Origin of the sequence: Lonsdalea populi, from assembly GCF_015999465.1 — a bacterium.
Classification (GTDB): Bacteria; Pseudomonadota; Gammaproteobacteria; order Enterobacterales; family Enterobacteriaceae; genus Lonsdalea; species Lonsdalea populi.
In genome coordinates, this window is the sequence record NZ_CP065534.1 from 1647373 (window position 1) to 1664295 (window position 16923).

At 54.3% G+C, this 16923-nt stretch carries 15 protein-coding genes and 1 pseudogene; 12 read left to right on the forward strand and 4 right to left on the reverse strand.

The annotated features are described in order from the left end of the window. Window positions 1–90: 90 nt before the first annotated feature. Window positions 91–558 carry an outer membrane lipoprotein gene (locus tag I6N93_RS07170; RefSeq protein ID WP_085684360.1) on the reverse strand — a complete coding sequence of 156 codons (468 nt, stop codon included), beginning with the start codon at window positions 556–558 and terminating at the stop codon, window positions 91–93. 342 nt (window positions 559–900) lie between these two features. On the opposite strand from I6N93_RS07170, the gene anmK reads away from it, so the two are divergent. The 5 genes from anmK (at window position 901) to pdxY (ending at window position 5636) form a co-directional block, all read left to right on the forward strand. Then, on the forward strand, window positions 901–2031 hold the full coding sequence (gene anmK, locus I6N93_RS07175; protein ID WP_085684358.1) for an anhydro-N-acetylmuramic acid kinase: 1131 nt from the start codon (window positions 901–903) through the stop codon (window positions 2029–2031). Between the two features lie 59 nt (window positions 2032–2090). After that, a complete protein-coding gene (locus tag I6N93_RS07180; protein WP_167459548.1) occupies window positions 2091–2399 on the forward strand; it encodes an MliC family protein in 309 nt (102 codons plus the stop codon). 93 nt (window positions 2400–2492) lie between these two features. Then, on the forward strand, window positions 2493–3194 hold the full coding sequence (gene pdxH, locus I6N93_RS07185) for a pyridoxamine 5'-phosphate oxidase (RefSeq protein WP_085684356.1): 702 nt from the start codon (window positions 2493–2495) through the stop codon (window positions 3192–3194). A 214-nt stretch (window positions 3195–3408) separates the two neighbouring features. Next, window positions 3409–4686: a tyrosine--tRNA ligase gene (gene tyrS, locus I6N93_RS07190; RefSeq protein ID WP_085684354.1), complete on the forward strand. Its 1278-nt coding sequence runs from the start codon at window positions 3409–3411 to the stop codon at window positions 4684–4686. A gap of 86 nt (window positions 4687–4772) precedes the next feature. Beyond that, window positions 4773–5636, forward strand: a complete 864-nt coding sequence (gene pdxY, locus I6N93_RS07195) for a pyridoxal kinase PdxY (protein WP_085684353.1) — start codon at window positions 4773–4775, stop codon at window positions 5634–5636. A 73-nt stretch (window positions 5637–5709) separates the two neighbouring features. On the opposite strand, the gene gstA is transcribed toward pdxY, so the two are convergent. Beyond that, on the reverse strand, window positions 5710–6324 hold the full coding sequence (gene gstA / locus I6N93_RS07200) for a glutathione transferase GstA (protein ID WP_085684351.1): 615 nt from the start codon (window positions 6322–6324) through the stop codon (window positions 5710–5712). A gap of 433 nt (window positions 6325–6757) precedes the next feature. On the opposite strand from gstA, the pseudogene acnA reads away from it, so the two are divergent. Both acnA and I6N93_RS07210 read left to right on the forward strand, forming a co-directional pair. Then, window positions 6758–9450, forward strand: a pseudogene (acnA, locus tag I6N93_RS07205) (aconitate hydratase AcnA). Between the two features lie 114 nt (window positions 9451–9564). Next, entirely contained in the window at window positions 9565–11181 is a 1617-nt protein-coding gene (locus I6N93_RS07210; protein ID WP_085684349.1) for an ABC transporter substrate-binding protein, read from the forward strand. Between the two features lie 39 nt (window positions 11182–11220). Here I6N93_RS07210 and ribA read toward each other — a convergent pair whose 3' ends face one another. Continuing rightward, complete coding sequence (gene ribA / locus I6N93_RS07215) at window positions 11221–11814, reverse strand: GTP cyclohydrolase II (protein ID WP_085684347.1); 594 nt, start codon at window positions 11812–11814, stop codon at window positions 11221–11223. Between the two features lie 264 nt (window positions 11815–12078). On the opposite strand from ribA, the gene pgpB reads away from it, so the two are divergent. The 5 genes from pgpB (at window position 12079) to yciH (ending at window position 15851) form a co-directional block, all read left to right on the forward strand. Then, window positions 12079–12822, forward strand: a complete 744-nt coding sequence (gene pgpB, locus I6N93_RS07220) for a phosphatidylglycerophosphatase B (RefSeq protein ID WP_085684345.1) — start codon at window positions 12079–12081, stop codon at window positions 12820–12822. Between the two features lie 212 nt (window positions 12823–13034). Continuing rightward, window positions 13035–13340 carry a LapA family protein gene (locus I6N93_RS07225; protein ID WP_085684343.1) on the forward strand — a complete coding sequence of 102 codons (306 nt, stop codon included), beginning with the start codon at window positions 13035–13037 and terminating at the stop codon, window positions 13338–13340. Between the two features lie 13 nt (window positions 13341–13353). Further along, window positions 13354–14523 carry a lipopolysaccharide assembly protein LapB gene (lapB, locus tag I6N93_RS07230; RefSeq protein ID WP_085684341.1) on the forward strand — a complete coding sequence of 390 codons (1170 nt, stop codon included), beginning with the start codon at window positions 13354–13356 and terminating at the stop codon, window positions 14521–14523. Between the two features lie 264 nt (window positions 14524–14787). Further along, entirely contained in the window at window positions 14788–15525 is a 738-nt protein-coding gene (gene pyrF, locus I6N93_RS07235; protein WP_085684339.1) for an orotidine-5'-phosphate decarboxylase, read from the forward strand. Next, a complete protein-coding gene (gene yciH / locus I6N93_RS07240; RefSeq protein ID WP_085684337.1) occupies window positions 15522–15851 on the forward strand; it encodes a stress response translation initiation inhibitor YciH in 330 nt (109 codons plus the stop codon). Before pyrF ends, yciH begins: the two co-directional genes overlap by 4 nt. A 54-nt stretch (window positions 15852–15905) precedes the next feature. Here yciH and osmB read toward each other — a convergent pair whose 3' ends face one another. After that, complete coding sequence (osmB, locus tag I6N93_RS07245) at window positions 15906–16121, reverse strand: osmotically-inducible lipoprotein OsmB (protein WP_085684335.1); 216 nt, start codon at window positions 16119–16121, stop codon at window positions 15906–15908. Between the last annotated feature and the right edge of the window lie 802 nt (window positions 16122–16923).

Sequence of the window (16923 nt, forward strand, 5' to 3'; positions counted from 1 at the left end):
TATTGACGAGAGTTGGCTGAACGGTTTATCAACAATTAATTGAAGTACACAATCACCCCCCCTATGGGTGGTGATTGTGTTTGTTTAGGGTTAACGAGGGGAAACCGTCAGGGTTCGACCGTTGTTTGCCATTGCGACACGTTGACCAGCGTAAAAGCGGGTATTTCCTTGTTTCTGAACGACCATAATGGTGCTGCCGTCATCCCGGCGAATTTCAAGTTCCACGCCTTGGGTACGATTTGCCGCGCCTTCTATGCTCGACCCGGCCACGCCGCCTGCGACAGCGCCCGCTGCCGTTGCCAGGCTTCGCCCTGTACCGCCGCCGATAGTATTCCCCAGGAATCCGCCGAGAACCGCGCCGCCTACAGCGCCAATAACGTTGCTGTCTTCACCTGCCTGGATCTGGACTGGACGAGTGGAGACTACCGTACCGTAAGTTACGGTCTGAACCTGCTTAGCTTCCGATGCGCTGTAGACATCGCCTGATAACGTGCTGGTGTTTGCGCAGCCAGCCAGTGTGGTGCTTGCGATGGCAATGACAATGAAACGCTTCATCATAAAAAACTCCTAATGACTATGTCGGGCTGGCACAGCCGGGTGCCGGCGAAGATAAAGGTGTATGTTTAAATTATGGTCTGTTCTCAGCGCTATTCCACTTTAAACACTAAGTTAAAATACTGCGCTTAAATTGATGATATACGCGCTACAAAGTTCCCGTTAGAACTCCCCATGACCATAATTTCCGTCAAAGTTAGGCTCGTTGCCCGGAATGAGGGTAGCGGAACACTGTATTTCATGTCATCAAAAAAGGTAACCTGCTTTTTTGATTGACTATTTTCTAAGACTTAACGTTAGCGATAAGAGTAACTTACTGTTAACTATAGGCACAGGTAAACACACATGCAGTCAGGCAGATATATAGGAGTGATGTCAGGCACTAGCCTGGATGGCATCGATGTCGTTATGGCTAAGATAGGCGAAGGGCGCGTGGTTCAGCTAGCCAGTCATTGCCACTCGATGCCCGAAGCGATAAAACAGGCGATTCTCGGTATGTGCCAGGGGCAGACGGTGACATTGTCAGCGGTGGGGCAGTTGGATACTCAATTGGGGATGCTGTTCGCCGAAGCGGTTCAGACGCTGTTGGCGCAGACTTCGCTCCAGGCGGGAGACATTACGGCCATCGGGTGCCATGGTCAAACGGTGTGGCACGAGCCTCAAGGCGAAGCCCCCTGTACGATGCAAATTGGAGACAACAATCAGATCGCAGCCTTGACCGGTATCACGACGGTGGGGGATTTTCGTCGGCGTGACATGGCGTTGGGTGGGCAAGGCGCACCGTTGGTTCCGGCTTTTCATCACGCGTTGCTGAGTTGTGACACCGAACGGCGAGTCGTCCTCAATATCGGCGGTATCGCTAATCTTTCTCTGCTGCTGCCGGGGCAACCGGTCTCCGGCTTTGATACCGGGCCCGGCAACATGCTGCTGGATGCATGGATTCGCCAGCATCAGTCATTACCCTACGACAAAGACGCCGCGTGGGCGCTGAGCGGCAGAGTGCATAACGGGTTGTTGCAGCGAATGCTGAGCGATCCCTATTTTTCGCTGCCTGCGCCTAAGAGCACGGGCCGAGAATATTTCAATCTACGTTGGCTTGAACAACAGCGGGCGTCATTTCCTGAGGTCGAACCGGCCGATGTCCAGGCTACGCTCGCGGAGCTCTCTGCGGTCAGCATCACCCAGCAGATTACGCAGTCTGGTGGAGCCGAACGATTACTGGTCTGCGGCGGCGGGGCGCGTAACCCACTCTTGATGCAACGGCTGTCCGCTCTGTTGCCGGAGACCGCCGTCAGCGCGACCGATGCATTTGGCATTAGCGGAGATGACATGGAAGCCTTGGCTTTTGCCTGGCTGGCCTACCGTACGCTCTCGGGCTTGCCCGGAAATCTGCCGTCTGTGACCGGCGCTAGCCGGGAAACGATATTGGGCGCGATCTATCCTACGATGTCGACTAATCAGACTTTGCTGAGCTGATCCCATCCGGTCGGTTGATAGACTGCTTTCCGGTCCAATAATCACAATGGGAGATAGCTATGAACAGTATGTTGCTGACGGGGGCGGCGCTGTTGCTTTTGAGCGGCTGTAGTCAATTCAGGCATGGTCAGGATAACGTCATGCACTATCAATGTGGGACGATGCCGCTGACGGTGACCCAAACGCAGATGCAGGGTCACGAGCAGGTCGCATTCTTCCTCGACGGCGAACGGCTTCACTTACGGCAGGTCGCGGATGGCTCAGGAAAACGATACAGCAATGATAACTATACATTTGTGCGCAACGGCAATCGGGCCGCCATCCAACGGGACGGCAAGTTGATCGTGGATGACTGTGTACTGAGGTAACGGGCAGACAAGGGGCTATCAACGTTGAGATTTTCACCCCGCGGGCGCAGAATGATTTTACTTTGATACCCGTTTGTGTGATGGAAGGACGCAATGACAACGGAAAACGAACCCTCACGTAATAAGGTAACGATAGCGCCCGATGCCCCCGCCGCGCAAATCGATATTGCAGATTTACGCCGCGAATATACTCAAGGGGGGCTGCATCGTCGCGATTTGACAGAAGATCCGTTAGATATGTTCGAACACTGGTTGAAACAGGCCTGCGATGCTCGGTTGAGCGATCCCACCGCCATGTGTGTCGCCACGGTGGATGAAACGGGTCAACCTTATCAACGTATTGTGCTGCTGAAACATTTTGATCGCCAGGGCATGGTGTTTTATACCAACCTCGGCAGCCGTAAAGCGCAGCAGTTGTCCAACAATGCCCGCATCAGCCTGCTTTTCCCATGGCAGATGTTGGATCGTCAGGTGGCGGTGCTCGGCCACGCGGAAAAACTCCCGACGTTGGAGGTGTTGAAATACTTCAATAGCCGTCCCAAAGACAGCCAAATTGGCGCGTGGGTGTCAAGACAGTCCAGCCGTATCTCTGCGCGCGGTATCCTCGAAAGCAAATTTCTGGAGTTGAAGCAAAAGTTTCAACACGGTGAAGTGCCGCTGCCCAGTTTTTGGGGAGGCTACCGCGTGCATATCGACAGCATGGAGTTTTGGCAGGGCGGAACGCACCGTCTGCACGATCGTTTTCTCTATCAACGTCAGGAAAACGGCTGGCAAATAGACCGTCTCGCGCCGTAACGGACGAAAACCTGCACAAGCCTCTGGCGCTCCCGCTAGCCGCGCTTTATTCTATGGCGTTTTCTGCCGCGCACAGCGATCGGCGGCTTATCATATAGCATCAGATTCGACGGTTATCCTTTGTTCCAACGTGGTTGGAATTATGGCACCAGTACGTTGTCCGGCAGTTCAACGCCGGGGAAACGACACGATTTTTTATAAAATGGAGTTCTCAATGGCGAGTAGTAACCTGGTAAAACAATTGCAAGAGCGGGGCCTCGTGGCTCAGGTAACGGATGAGGAAGCGTTAGCAGAGCGACTGGCGCAAGGGCCGATTGCACTGTATTGCGGTTTCGATCCGACCGCCGACAGCTTGCATTTGGGGCATCTGGTTCCGCTGCTCTGCCTGAAACGTTTCCAGATGGCGGGCCACAAACCGGTGGCGCTGGTGGGTGGCGCCACCGGTCTGATTGGCGATCCGAGCTTTAAAGCGACGGAACGAAAGCTGAATACCGAAGGCACCGTGAATGAGTGGGTGGAAAAAATCCGACGTCAGGTCGCGCCGTTCCTGGACTTCGACTGCGGCGAAAACAGCGCAATCGCCGCCAACAACTATGATTGGTTCGGCTCCATGAACGTACTGACGTTCCTGCGTGATATCGGTAAACACTTCTCAGTGAACCAGATGATTAACAAAGAAGCGGTCAAACAACGTCTCAACCGAGACGACGTAGGCATCTCCTTTACCGAATTCTCCTACAACTTGCTGCAGGGTTACGACTTTACCTCGCTGAACAGCGCGCACGGCGTCGAGCTGCAGATTGGGGGTTCCGACCAGTGGGGCAACATCACTTCCGGTATCGACCTGACGCGTCGCATGAATCAAAAACAGGTCTTCGGCCTGACGGTTCCGCTGATCACGAAAGCGGACGGCACGAAATTCGGGAAAACCGAAGGCGGTGCGGTATGGCTTGATGCCAGCAAAACCAGCCCCTACAAATTCTACCAATTCTGGATCAACACCGCCGATGCCGACGTCTATCGCTTCCTGAAATTCTTTACCTTCCTGAGCATCGAAGAGATTAATGCCCTGGAAAAAGAAGATTGCAACAGTGATAAGGCACCGCGCGCGCAGTACGTACTGGCTGAGCTGGTGACTCAGATGGTGCATGGCGACGAAGGTCTGGCCGCGGCGCGCCGTATCACAGACAGCCTGTTCTCCGGCGCGTTGCAGGACATGACGGCGGAAGACTTCTCCCAGCTGGCGCAGGATGGAATGCCGACCATTGAGCTGGAAAAAGGCGCCGACCTCCAGCAGGCGTTGGTCAGCGCGGAGCTGGTGCCGTCACGCGGTCAGGCCCGGACGATGATTTCATCCAACGCCGTTTCTGTGAACGGTGAAAAGCAGAGCAACGCGGAATACACCTTCAGTGAGGAAGACCGTTTATATGGTCGTTACACGCTGTTGCGCCGTGGTAAGAAACATTACTGTCTGGTTTGCTGGAAAGCATGATCGTTTTTTGAAGGGAGCGCGATGCTCCCTTTACTCATTTTATAACGGGAAAAATCGCAACACAGGGGCAAGGGTAGCAATCGTTCATGAAAAATATACTGTCGATCCAGTCTCACGTCGTTTTCGGCCATGCCGGCAACAGCGCCGCCGAGTTTCCGATGCGTCGCATGGGCGTTAACGTCTGGCCGTTGAACACGGTGCAGTTTTCCAATCATACCCAGTACGGACAGTGGACGGGCTGCGTCATGCCTGCTGAACATCTGACGGAAATTGTGCAGGGCATCAGCAATATTGGCCGACTGAAGGACTGTGACGCGGTATTGAGCGGCTACATCGGCTCACCCGAGCAGGGCGCGCACATACTGGATATCGTTCGTCAGGTTAAAGCAGCTAACCCGAATGCGATCTATTTCTGTGACCCGGTGATGGGGACGCCTGAGAAAGGCTGTATCGTCGCCCCCGGCGTGACGGACTTCCACTGTAACCAGTCGTTATTAGTCAGTGACGCCATTGCTCCCAACCTACCTGAACTGGAACTCCTGAGCGGATGCACGGTGCACAACGTTGATGAAGCAGTATCGGCGTCTCGTGGGCTGTGTCGGCGAGGTCCGAAGTTGGTGCTGGTGAAACATCTTAGCCGCGCGGCCTACCGTCAGGACAGCTTCGAAATGCTGTTGGTGACGGCGACGGAAGCCTGGCATATCAGCCGGCCACTGGTGGATTTTGGCGAAAAACAGCCTGTGGGCGTGGGCGATTTGACCAGCGGGTTACTATTGGTGAACTTGCTCAAAGGCGTTGCGCTGGAGAAAGCGCTGGAGCACACGACGGCCGCGGTGTACGAAGTCATGCTCATGACGAGCGAAATGAAAGAGCATGAGCTTCAACCGGTGGCGGCACAGGAGGGGATCGCACATCCTCGCCATCACTTCCAGGCCGTTCGTCTCAGTTAAGGCGTCATCTGGAAAAAATAAAAAAGGGGAGAACGCGATGTTTTCCCCTTTTTTGACTCGAAAAGTACGTTGCTCAGGTAATGAGCTCAAGTCCTTCCGCCGTCATCGCTTTCTCTACCGACGGCCGGTTACCTACACGCTCAATGTAGTTGTTCAGTGCCGGGAACGCGCTCAAATTGAATTTCAACTTATGCGCCCAACGGGCGATGGTGAATAAATACGCATCGGCGACGCCAAATCGATTGCCGATGAGGTAGTCGTGCTCGCTCAACACCGTATTCAGATAATTAAATCGTTGCTTCAGGTAGCTTCTCATCAAATCTTTGTAAGATTCCGGGGTGCCGGAACGGAACAGCGGCGAGACCGTCTTATGCACTTCCATTGCGATGTAGTTCAACCACTCGATGGCATGGTAATGATGAATCGTATCGGGAGGCGCAATAAGGTTGTATTGCGGCGCTTTGTCCGCCAGATAGAGCCCGATGGCGACGGCTTCGGTGAGAACGCTGCCGTCGTCCAGCTCCAGCGCCGGGACTAACCCTTTAGGCGCGATGTGCAGGTAATCCCGGCCTTGTTCGGTCGTCTTGGTGTGCAGGTCCACCCGCTCGAGGGTGAAGTGCGCGCGTGTTTCGCACAGGATGATGTGAGGAAACAGTGCGGAACTACCAGGGGTGTAATAGAGTTTCATACGTCGTTCCTTCCGTAAAAACTGCCATTTATATCGGTGTGTTGTTTTTGTTGTAGGCTGCTTCAGCATTATGGCGAGAAATCGTTGAGGCGTGATGTGCGTTGCCTCGCATATTATTTACAGTAAAAACTAATTCGTGTCTGTCTTTCTTAACGCTGATAGGCGTGATCTTGAACCGATTTTTCTCTGCTTTTCCTCACGAAATGCCAAGGGCAGCGCCATATTTCCAGTTTATCCCTATCGTTATAATAACGACCATTGTTATGGAAAAGTTATTATTTGTTTGTGTTATCTTTAAATAAAACCACAAGCAGAAGCCGGTCATTGTCTGCTGGTCGCCATCAAATATGGCACTCCTGCGCCGCTGGCGCGAGCGTCCTGTTCTGCCATGACGGCGCCTCGCAGGATAGTTACGCATTAGCCTGGAGGAAGCATGTCAACACAACATCGCCATGCCCGCATGGAAACGCTGACCGCCGGTCAGCACACCTATCATTTCTTTAGTCTGACGTTGGCCGCCGAGCGCTGGGGCAACCTAGACGCTTTACCTAAATCCCTCAAAGTATTATTTGAAAACGTACTGCGATTCTACGACGGCGATAGCATCGGTGATGCCGATCTGTGCGCGCTGGTCGCTTGGCAAGCCAGCACTCACGGCGATCGGGAGATTGCCTACCGACCCGCACGCGTGCTGATGCAGGACTTCACCGGCGTACCCGCAGTGGTCGATTTAGCAGCGATGCGGGATGCCGTGCGGCGGCTCGGCGGCGATGTCGACAGGGTCAATCCGCAGGCTCCGGTCGATCTGGTGATCGACCATTCGGTGACGGTGGACCATTTCAGTAAAAAAGACGCGCTGGAGAAAAATACACGGCTGGAAATGACACGCAATCACGAGCGCTATAAGTTTCTGCGATGGGGGCAGAAAGCCTTCCGTCACTTCAGCGTGGTACCGCCCGGCACCGGCATCTGTCATCAGGTGAATCTGGAGTATTTGGCTAAAACCGTCTGGTTTGAACAGGATGGGGAGCGTCGGATCGCCTATCCGGATACCTTGGTCGGTACAGATTCCCATACGACGATGGTAAATGGTCTGGGCGTATTGGGCTGGGGCGTCGGCGGTATCGAAGCTGAAGCGGCAATGCTGGGTCAGCCCATATCCATGCTGATCCCGGACGTCGTGGGATTCAAGCTGATGGGGCGATTGCGCGAAGGCATCACCGCGACCGACCTGGTGCTGACGGTCACTCAGATGCTGCGCAAGCATGGCGTCGTCGGAAAATTCGTGGAGTTTTACGGCGACGGTCTGGCCCATTTACCGCTGGCCGATCGGGCGACGTTGGGCAACATGGCCCCGGAGTATGGCGCGACCTGCGGCTTTTTCCCGGTCGATGAAGTGACGTTGGATTACCTCCGCCTGACCCATCGCAGCGAAGAGCAGATCGCGCTGGTGGAAAGCTACTGTAAGCGCCAGGGGCTGTGGCGAAATCCGGGTGACGAACCTCGTTTTACCAGCCAGCTTGAGTTGGATATGGCCGAGGTGGAAACCAGTCTGGCCGGCCCTAAACGACCGCAGGATCGCGTTGCATTGGCGGGTGTGCCTGCGGCTTTTCAGGCAAGCCGGGAGCTGGTTCTCAATGCCAACCCGCCATCGCAGAGTCCCGCGCCAATGTTCACGCTGGCCGGTGAAACGCATGCGTTGAGGGAGGGGGCTGTCGTTATCGCAGCCATCACTTCCTGCACCAACACCTCTAACCCCAATGTCATGATGACGACGGGTCTGCTGGCGCGCAACGCCGTAGCGCGCGGACTGCGGACTCGTCCGTGGGTGAAAACGTCGCTCGCGCCCGGTTCACGGGTCGTCACGGAATATCTGGCGCGCGCCGGGCTTACCGCTGCGCTGGATCGGCTGGGCTTTAATCTGGTGGGGTATGGGTGCACCACCTGTATCGGCAACTCCGGGCCATTGCCCGCGCCGATTGAAGCCGCGATCCGACAAAGCGACTTGACCGTCGGCGCGGTGCTGTCCGGCAACCGCAACTTTGAAGGCCGCATTCATCCCCTGGTGAAAACTAACTGGCTGGCGTCTCCGCCGCTGGTGGTGGCCTATGCTTTGGCAGGCAACATGACGGTGGATCTCAGCCGTGATCCGCTGGGCGAGGATGACAAAGGCCAGCCGGTTTATCTGCGCGATATCTGGCCTTCCGCGAAAGAAGTGACTGACGCGGTTCAAATGGTCAGTACCGATATGTTTCGTCGCGAGTACGCCGAAGTCTTTTTAGGGACGGCAGAGTGGCGGGCAATCGCGGTCGGCAATGCGCCGACTTATGCCTGGGCGGCCGACTCCACCTACATCCGTCAAACGCCGTTTTTCAATACGATGCAGGTCGCGCCGGAATCGGTTAAAGACATTCTCGGTGCCAGAATCCTCGCCATTTTGGGCGACTCCGTCACAACCGATCACATTTCTCCTGCGGGAAATATCAAAACCGACTGCCCGGCGGGCCGCTATTTGCAGGCGCATGGCGTGGAACCAGAAGCGTTTAACTCCTATGGTTCTCGCCGGGGGAATCACGAAGTGATGATGCGCGGAACGTTCGCCAATATCCGTATTCGCAATGAAATGGTGCCGGGCACGGAAGGAGGATATACCCGACATATTCCCTCGCAGGAGGTACTGGCGATTTACGACGCCGCGATGCGCTATCAACAGGAGCAGGTGCCGCTGGCGGTCATTGCAGGTAAGGAGTATGGTTCGGGGTCAAGCAGAGACTGGGCCGCTAAAGGACCGAGTTTACTGGGGATTCGTGTGGTTATCGCAGAAACGTTTGAGCGTATCCACCGTTCTAACCTGATTGGCATGGGGATCCTGCCTTTAGAGTTCCCTGCAGGCGTGACCCGCAAAACATTGGGGCTGCGCGGCGGAGAGCGTATCGACATCGCTGGGCTGACTGATTTGCAACCCGGCAACCCGGCAGCACGGTGGCGGTGACGATCGCCTCAGCAGAGGGCAAAGCGCAGACGGTCAACACCCACTGCCGTATTGATACCGGAAACGAGCTAACCTACTACCGTCACGGCGGCATTCTGCATTATGTCATCCGTAATATGCTGAAATCTAAGTGACATTGTCACTTGTAATGGGTAAGTTCTTACGAACGTCCTCTTGTTGAAGGTCAAATAATCGCGTATCACTGAGGCCGCAGTTTTTACCATCACATCGTTTAAAAGGGAAACACAATGGCAAAGGAACATCTGAAGCTGGCGGTGATGCTGGGCGCGTTGAGCATGGGGGCCGCTGCTGAGGCGGCGGTGGTCCCCGCTGGCACCGTGCTGTCGGACAAGCAGGAACTGGTGCGCGGCAACGGTTCGGAACCCGCGACTCTAGACCCGAATCGGGCGGAAAGTGACGTTGAATCCAACATTATCCACGACTTCTTCGACAATCTGATTTGGGCGAACGATGACGGCACCTTTAGCGGCGGTATCGCGGAACGCTGGGAGAACAAGGATTATCGGGTATGGACATTCCATCTGCGACCGGGATTGACCTGGTCTGACGGCAGTCCGATCACCGCTGACGACGTCGTGTTCAGCTGGCGTCGCCTCAGCGATCCGAAAACGGTGTCGCCGTACCAGTCGTTTATTCAAAGCATGCATGTGCTGAACGCAGAGGCGATTACGCGTGGCGAAAAAGGCCCAGAGACACTGGGTATCAAAGCGCTGGATCCGCAAACGGTGCAGATCACGCTCGACCAACCGCTGTCCTATTTCCTGTCGATGGCCTCGCATTATGTATTATCCCCGTTACCCAAAGCGGTGGTCGAAAAGTATGGCGACAGATGGACGCAGCCGGGGCATTTTGTCAGCAGCGGGCCTTACACGCTCAGCGAATGGGTGGTGAACGAACGTCTGGTGGGAAAGCGCAATCCTCGCTACTGGGACAACGCGCATACGGTGATAGAGAAGGTGACCTATCTGCCGATCCCATCGCCGACCGCGGAAACCAATCGCTATAAGTCTGGCGAAATCGATATCACGAATACGCTACCGCCGCAGCTATTTAAGTCACTGCAGCGGTCGCTGCCGGGGCAGGTAAAAGTATCTTCGTTTCTCTCAACCTATTTTTATAAATTCAATACGCAGAAACCGCCGTTTAACGACGCGCGCGTGCGGCGGGCGCTCGATTTGGCGTTGGACAAAACGGTGATTGCCGAGAAGGTGATGGGGATGGGGGAAAAGCCCGCCTACAACTATATTCCTCCAGGGATGGCGGGCTATACCAGCAACCAGCCCGTCTGGGCTGGCTGGACCCAGCAGCAGCGGATTGCGGAGGCTAAAAAACTGCTGCAGGAAGCGGGCTTCGGCGCCGATCATCCTTTGCGCTTCGAACTGCTGTACAACACGTCTGAGGCTCATCAGAAGCTGGCGATAGCGGCCAGCGCCATGTGGAAACAGTCACTGGGCGTAGAGGCGACGTTGGTCAATCAAGAGTGGAAAACGATGCTCGATACGATGCGCAACGGACGTTTCCAGGTGGTGAGGTCATCATGGGTTGCGGACTACAACGAACCGTCTACTTATTTTAATACCCTTCGCAGCAATGACAGTAACAACCAAGGCAAGTTCAGCGACCCCGCCTTTGATGCATTGCAAGACAAAGCGATCAATGCCGGAAGTCTGGAAGCGCGCAACGCGAATTATCATCAGGCGGAAGTGGTCCTTCAGCAACAAATGCCGCTGATCCCGATTTACTATTACGTGCGTAGTCAGCTGGTTAAACCCTACGTAGGGGGATTCAAAACCGACCTGCAAGGGAATTTTTACACGCGGGATTTTTATATCATCAAACACTAAGAAGAGGACGTCAGGGAGAATGCCCTGACGCCGTAAGGGTTATTTGCTTTCCAGCAGGTGGCCCATTTTGGCGGCTTTGGTTGCCATATAACGTTCGTTTTTCGGGTTTTGCCCCACAATCAGCGGCACGCGTTCGACGATGTTGATGCCCGCTTCGGTCAAAATTTTCACCTTCTGCGGATTGTTGGTCAGCAACCGAACCTGCGCAACGCCCAACAGCTTGAACATATCCGCACATGGCGTGAAGTCGCGCTCATCTGCGGCGAAACCCAACTGATGGTTCGCTTCGACGGTGTCTGCGCCTTTATCCTGCAAGGCATAGGCGCGGATTTTGTTCAGCAGACCGATGTTGCGGCCTTCCTGACGGTGATAGAGCAGTACCCCGCGGCCAGCTTCGGCAATCTGATTGAGGGCGGCTTCCAGTTGGAAACCACAGTCACAGCGCAGACTAAACAACGCATCGCCCGTCAGACATTCAGAATGAACGCGGGCCAGCACGGGCTCGGAGCCGGAGATATCGCCATACACCAACGCAAGATGGTCATGCCCGGTCGCTGTTTCTTCAAAGCCTACCATCAGGAAATCGCCCCACGGAGTGGGTAATTTGGCCTCGGCGACCCGTTTTAGCTGCATGTTAATCTCCAACATAAAAAGACAGAGTGCATCCTACTACTTTTGCTTGAAACCTCTATAGCAGGCTAACAAAAGACCGGATGAATGGCGGTTTTTTAGACTGGTGGGACTTATAAGAGGCGTATAAAGCCTACACTTTACTCACTAAGCCGTTGACGTAACCGAAAGGTATTTTACGTCATACTAAACGCCTATGTCCTCTTTTCTGGTAATATCGGGAAAATTTTATTGGGTTTATATCCCTCTGAATTATAGGGAGAATTAATGTACGGAATTACTAAAAGAGTTACCATTGGTGCGCTATTGCTATTGATAATGCCCCTCGGGGTCTGGCTGAGCGGCTGGCAGTGGCATCCACTGCTCACCGGAGGATGGCTGCGTGTGCTGTTTTGGGTCACGGAAACGGTAACGTCACCCTGGGGCGTAGTGACGAGCGTTTTGCTGTCGCTTTGGTTCTTGTGGTGTCTGCGTTTCAGCCTAAAACCGGCGCTGGGCGTGTTCGCTATTCTGATCGTGACCATCGGTATCGGGCAAGGGGTAAAATCGGCGATCAAAGGCTGGGTTCAGGAACCCAGACCGTTTGTCGTGTGGCTTGAAAAGAGCTATCAGATCGATGAGCGCTATTTTTACTCTTTGCCGCGATCCGAGCGGTCGGCGTTGGTTAAAAGCCAACTGCAAGACGATAATCAACTGCCGATATGGTTACGTCACCACTGGCAGGCCGAAACCGGTTTTGCTTTTCCGTCCGGGCATACGTTGTTCGCCGCCTCTTGGGCGTTGTTGGCGGTCGGTCTGCTGTGGGCGCGTCGGCACTACGTTACCGTGACGATAGTCATGCTGTGGGCTGTGGCAGTGATGGGAAGCCGTTTAGCGCTAGGCATGCACTGGCCTCAGGATCTGATGATGGCGACGGCGATCAGCTGGTTGCTGGTATTGGTCGCGACCTGGCTGGCTTCTCGCTGGTGCGGGCCTTTGACTGCTGCAGAGGTTGATGCTGAGCAGCATTAGCAAGCAGTGACGGTGTCACATGATGGCGATACCTAAGTCTGCGATGGCGTACCCAGATCCGCTCAGGTACGCCGAAACGGCCTTTACAGTTGTACTCCCGCCGCTCTTTTCTCGTGAATTTCCCACGTCGGGTTGGAAGTGCTAACTTAAATGGGGTCCGTTGCCGATTTCGGCATAATTCATTATTTCAAGCGATATCACAGGAAAAAGACGTGAAATATTTGCTTATTTTTTTATTCGTGCTGGCGATCTTTATTGTGGCTATCACGCTGGGAGCACATAACGATCAGGTCGTCACCTTTAGTTACCTCATCGCGCAGGGGCAATACCGTCTGTCAACATTGTTAGCGACGTTATTTGCCGCCGGATTCGTGCTGGGGTGGGTCATTTGCGGACTGTTTTATCTGCGCTTACGCATTGCGCTAGGCCGTGAACAACGTAAAATCAAACGTCTTGAGCAGCAACTGCCCAACTCCGCGGAGAGCAAAACCGTCTCTCCCGAGCCTGTGACCCACTAAGGAATGATTTTCTATGCTTGAACTGCTGTTTCTGCTGTTGCCCGTTGCTGCCGCATACGGTTGGTACATGGGCCGCAGAAGTGTACAGCAGGACAAACAGGATGAGGCGAACCGCCTGTCGCGCGAGTATGTAACGGGCGTGAACTTTCTGCTGTCCAACCAGCAGGACAAGGCCGTCGAACTATTTCTTGACATGCTCAAGGACGACAGCAACACCTTCGAAGCTCATCTGACGCTCGGTAACCTGTTTCGCTCTCGCGGGGAGGTGGATCGGGCTATCCGCATCCACCAGGCGTTGACTGAAAGCGCCTCCCTCAGTTTCGAACAACGCCTGCTCGCCGTGCAACAGCTGGGCCGCGACTATATGACGGCCGGGCTGTATGACCGTGCGGAAGAGATCTTCAACCAACTGGTGGACGAGGACGATTTTCGTCTGACTGCACTCCAACAGCTGTTGCAGATTCATCAGTCGACCAGCGACTGGCAGAACGCGATTGAGACGGCCGAAAAGCTGGTTAAGCTCGGGAAAGAGCGTCTGCGCAGCGAGATTGCGCATTTTCACTGTGAGCTGGCGTTGCAGGCGATGGGCAGTGACGATCTCGATAAAGCGCTGTCTTTGCTGAAGAAAGCGGCTGCGTCCGATAAGCTCTGCGCGCGAGCGTCCATCATGATGGGCCGCATTTACATGGCGCAGCAGCAGTATGCTAAAGCGGTCACAGCGTTGCGGCAGGTGTTGGATCAGGATAAAGACTTCGTTACGGAGACACTACCGATGCTTCAGGCATGTTATCAACACCTGGAACAGCCGCTGGAATGGGCGATATTTCTGAAACGCTGCGTCGAGGAAAATACCGGTGCCACCGCCGACCTGATGTTGGCGGATATCATGGAAAAAGAAGAAGGAGCCGACGTGGCGCAGGTCTATATCAACCGCCAGTTGCAGCGACACCCGACCATGCGGGTTTTCCACCGGCTAATGGACTTCCACCTGAGCGAAGCGGAAGAGGGCCGGGCCAAAGACAGCCTGATGGTGCTGCGCGACATGGTGGGTGAACAAATCCAGACCAAGCCGCGTTACAGCTGCTTTAAGTGCGGTTTCGCCTCCCAATCTCTGTACTGGCATTGCCCATCCTGCCGCTCCTGGGCCACGATCAAACCGATACGCGGTCTGGACGGTCAATAACATCCTGCTTGCGCAATTTAGCGCTATCCTCTCTCTTTATAGTTACAACATTCTCATGTATCCGATGATGGTGCGAGATGTCGGCTCAAACGCGTAGCGGTTCAGCAGTCGCTGGGATTTCATTGTCCGGACATGTAGAATGCGGCGGGAATTTACGCTCAATCTCATGTCGATGGGAGACGCTTCCGCCGTGCGTTGACTTGTCGTGCGGCGTCTTTCTCCCCGCGACGCTGAATACATATCGATACCTCGGGGGTAACGCCAGTGAAAGGCCAAAACGTAACAAAGAAACAGACTTCCCACTCCTCGCCGATTATTGTTGCCCTTGATTACGCCACCCAGCGCGATGCCTATGATTTCGTTGATCGCATTGACCCTAAAAGCTGCCGGCTGAAAGTCGGCAAAGAGATGTTTACGTTGTTCGGGCCACAGCTGGTCAACGATTTACAACGGCGCGGCTTCGAGGTTTTTCTCGACCTAAAATTTCACGATATTCCTAATACGACAGCGCGTGCGGTTGCCGCGGCGGCGGAACTGGGAGTGTGGATGGTTAATGTGCATGCCAGCGGCGGCGCGCGCATGATGCAAGCGGCCAAAGAAGCGTTGCTGCAGTACGGCGCTGACGCACCTTTGCTGATTGCCGTTACGGTATTGACCAGCATGGATGAGGACGATCTGCAAGGATTGGGGATCACACGGTCTCCGGCTGAGCAGGCCGAACGGCTGGGGGTGCTCACGCAGCAGTGCGGGCTGGACGGCGTAGTTTGTTCGGCTCACGAGGCTGAACGTCTCAAACAGCGCTGTGGCGCGGCCTTCAAGCTGGTCACGCCGGGAATTCGCCCGGTCGGCAGTGCAGCTGGCGACCAGCGCAGAATTATGACTCCAGAACAGGCGAAGCAGGCCGGAGTAGACTACATGGTGATTGGTCGTCCGATTACTCAGTCTGCCGACCCGGCGCAAAAGCTGAAAGCGATTCTGGCGACGTTAGGAGAGTCAATATGAATTTTCGTGACGACAATCCACTAGTTTATTCGACGGAGAGCGGACGCGTTGCGGAAAAAACGGCGCCAGCCGAGCGTCCAAAAGGCGATGGTATCGTACGTATCCAGCGTCAGACCAGCGGTCGTAAAGGTAAGGGCGTGTGTGTGATTACCGGCATCGACCTTGGTGATGACGCATTGCAAAAACTGGCGGCCGAATTAAAGAAAAAGTGCGGCTGTGGAGGCTCGCTGAAAGACGGTGTGATCGAAATACAGGGCGATAAGCGCGACGTGCTGAAACAGCTGCTGGAAGCGAAAGGAATGAAGGTGAAGCTGGCGGGGGGATAAACGCGGGCAAAATAGTGATGGGCAGGTCCGGTAACGGAAACCTGCCCATAAGCATTATCTTTTGACTTCGTGGCCGATGACGCCACCCAGTGCCGCGCCACCCAGCGTACCGAGCGTGCTGCCGCCGGTCAAAACAGCGCCGCCTACGGCGCCTACGCCTGCACCGATGGCCGTATTGCGGTCTCGTTTAGACATATTGGAACAACCGGTCAGGCTTCCTGCCACGACTACCGCAAGTACCGTCACTGCCAATGCCTTATTTACTCTCATGGTCTTCTCCTGTGGATGCCGTCTTATGGTGGAATAAGCGGTCTATTACCGCTTTTACATAAGAAAATAGGGTGATGGCATCATTCTGTGAAATTAACTACAACTTACTCACGTTTTGTTACCTGAGGCGCAGTATAAATGTCGGCAAAATTTTCGATAGGTAAAAACTCTTAATTCTAGTCATCCCATCGTTTAGTTTGTCCCACTGACCTGTCCGCCGGTTTTCCTCGCGGCATTTTCGCTATTTCTTCTGGCCTTGATACGGCTTCAGTCCCCATGAGTCGGCAACGATGACGGTGAAGACAAATCATCGTGGGCCTTACGCACAATCGCCCTTGCATCGTCCAATCATATCAACAGGTTTGCCTCCGTGCCGCATCCGTTCAGACGCAGACTCGCTTTGCCGCATTCAAGGGTTAAACATAAATATGCTTGATGATTTCAAGGGGGGGAAGGAAAGTTGGCGGGTGCTCGAAAAGGTTAACCCGCTGTGACAGCGGGTTTAATGTTTAGAAAGAACAATGTCCCCCTTTATGATGGGCCCCCGTTCCGCCATAAGGATGCTGTCCTTTAGGGCAGGCGAATGCTGATGTAGACAGTGTGCCTATAAGGGCGATTAACAATAATGCTGCGATTTTTTTCATAATTTTCCTTTCTATGATTGCTGTGAAAATATGCAGTTACAGTCTACGTCGATTAAGCAAGGCAGGTAAGCCTGATATTTGATCAGTAAATTATGTTTAACATTTAAATGGCTATGTGGGGTTTTAACGATGCATGACGTGGGTCAGTCGGCCCGTGG

Excerpts from the sequence above, each read along its gene's own strand:
- I6N93_RS07170 (WP_085684360.1), bottom strand. The coding sequence starts at position 558 with ATGATGAAGCGTTTCATTGTCATTGCCATCGCAAGCACCACACTGGCT.
- anmK (WP_085684358.1), top strand. The coding sequence starts at position 901 with ATGCAGTCAGGCAGATATATAGGAGTGATGTCAGGCACTAGCCTGGAT.
- I6N93_RS07180 (WP_167459548.1), top strand. The coding sequence starts at position 2,091 with ATGAACAGTATGTTGCTGACGGGGGCGGCGCTGTTGCTTTTGAGCGGC.
- pdxH (WP_085684356.1), top strand. The coding sequence starts at position 2,493 with ATGACAACGGAAAACGAACCCTCACGTAATAAGGTAACGATAGCGCCC.
- tyrS (WP_085684354.1), top strand. The coding sequence starts at position 3,409 with ATGGCGAGTAGTAACCTGGTAAAACAATTGCAAGAGCGGGGCCTCGTG.
- pdxY (WP_085684353.1), top strand. The coding sequence starts at position 4,773 with ATGAAAAATATACTGTCGATCCAGTCTCACGTCGTTTTCGGCCATGCC.
- gstA (WP_085684351.1), bottom strand. The coding sequence starts at position 6,324 with ATGAAACTCTATTACACCCCTGGTAGTTCCGCACTGTTTCCTCACATC.
- I6N93_RS07210 (WP_085684349.1), top strand. The coding sequence starts at position 9,565 with ATGGCAAAGGAACATCTGAAGCTGGCGGTGATGCTGGGCGCGTTGAGC.
- ribA (WP_085684347.1), bottom strand. The coding sequence starts at position 11,814 with ATGCAGCTAAAACGGGTCGCCGAGGCCAAATTACCCACTCCGTGGGGC.
- pgpB (WP_085684345.1), top strand. The coding sequence starts at position 12,079 with ATGTACGGAATTACTAAAAGAGTTACCATTGGTGCGCTATTGCTATTG.
- lapB (WP_085684341.1), top strand. The coding sequence starts at position 13,354 with ATGCTTGAACTGCTGTTTCTGCTGTTGCCCGTTGCTGCCGCATACGGT.
- yciH (WP_085684337.1), top strand. The coding sequence starts at position 15,522 with ATGAATTTTCGTGACGACAATCCACTAGTTTATTCGACGGAGAGCGGA.
- osmB (WP_085684335.1), bottom strand. The coding sequence starts at position 16,121 with ATGAGAGTAAATAAGGCATTGGCAGTGACGGTACTTGCGGTAGTCGTG.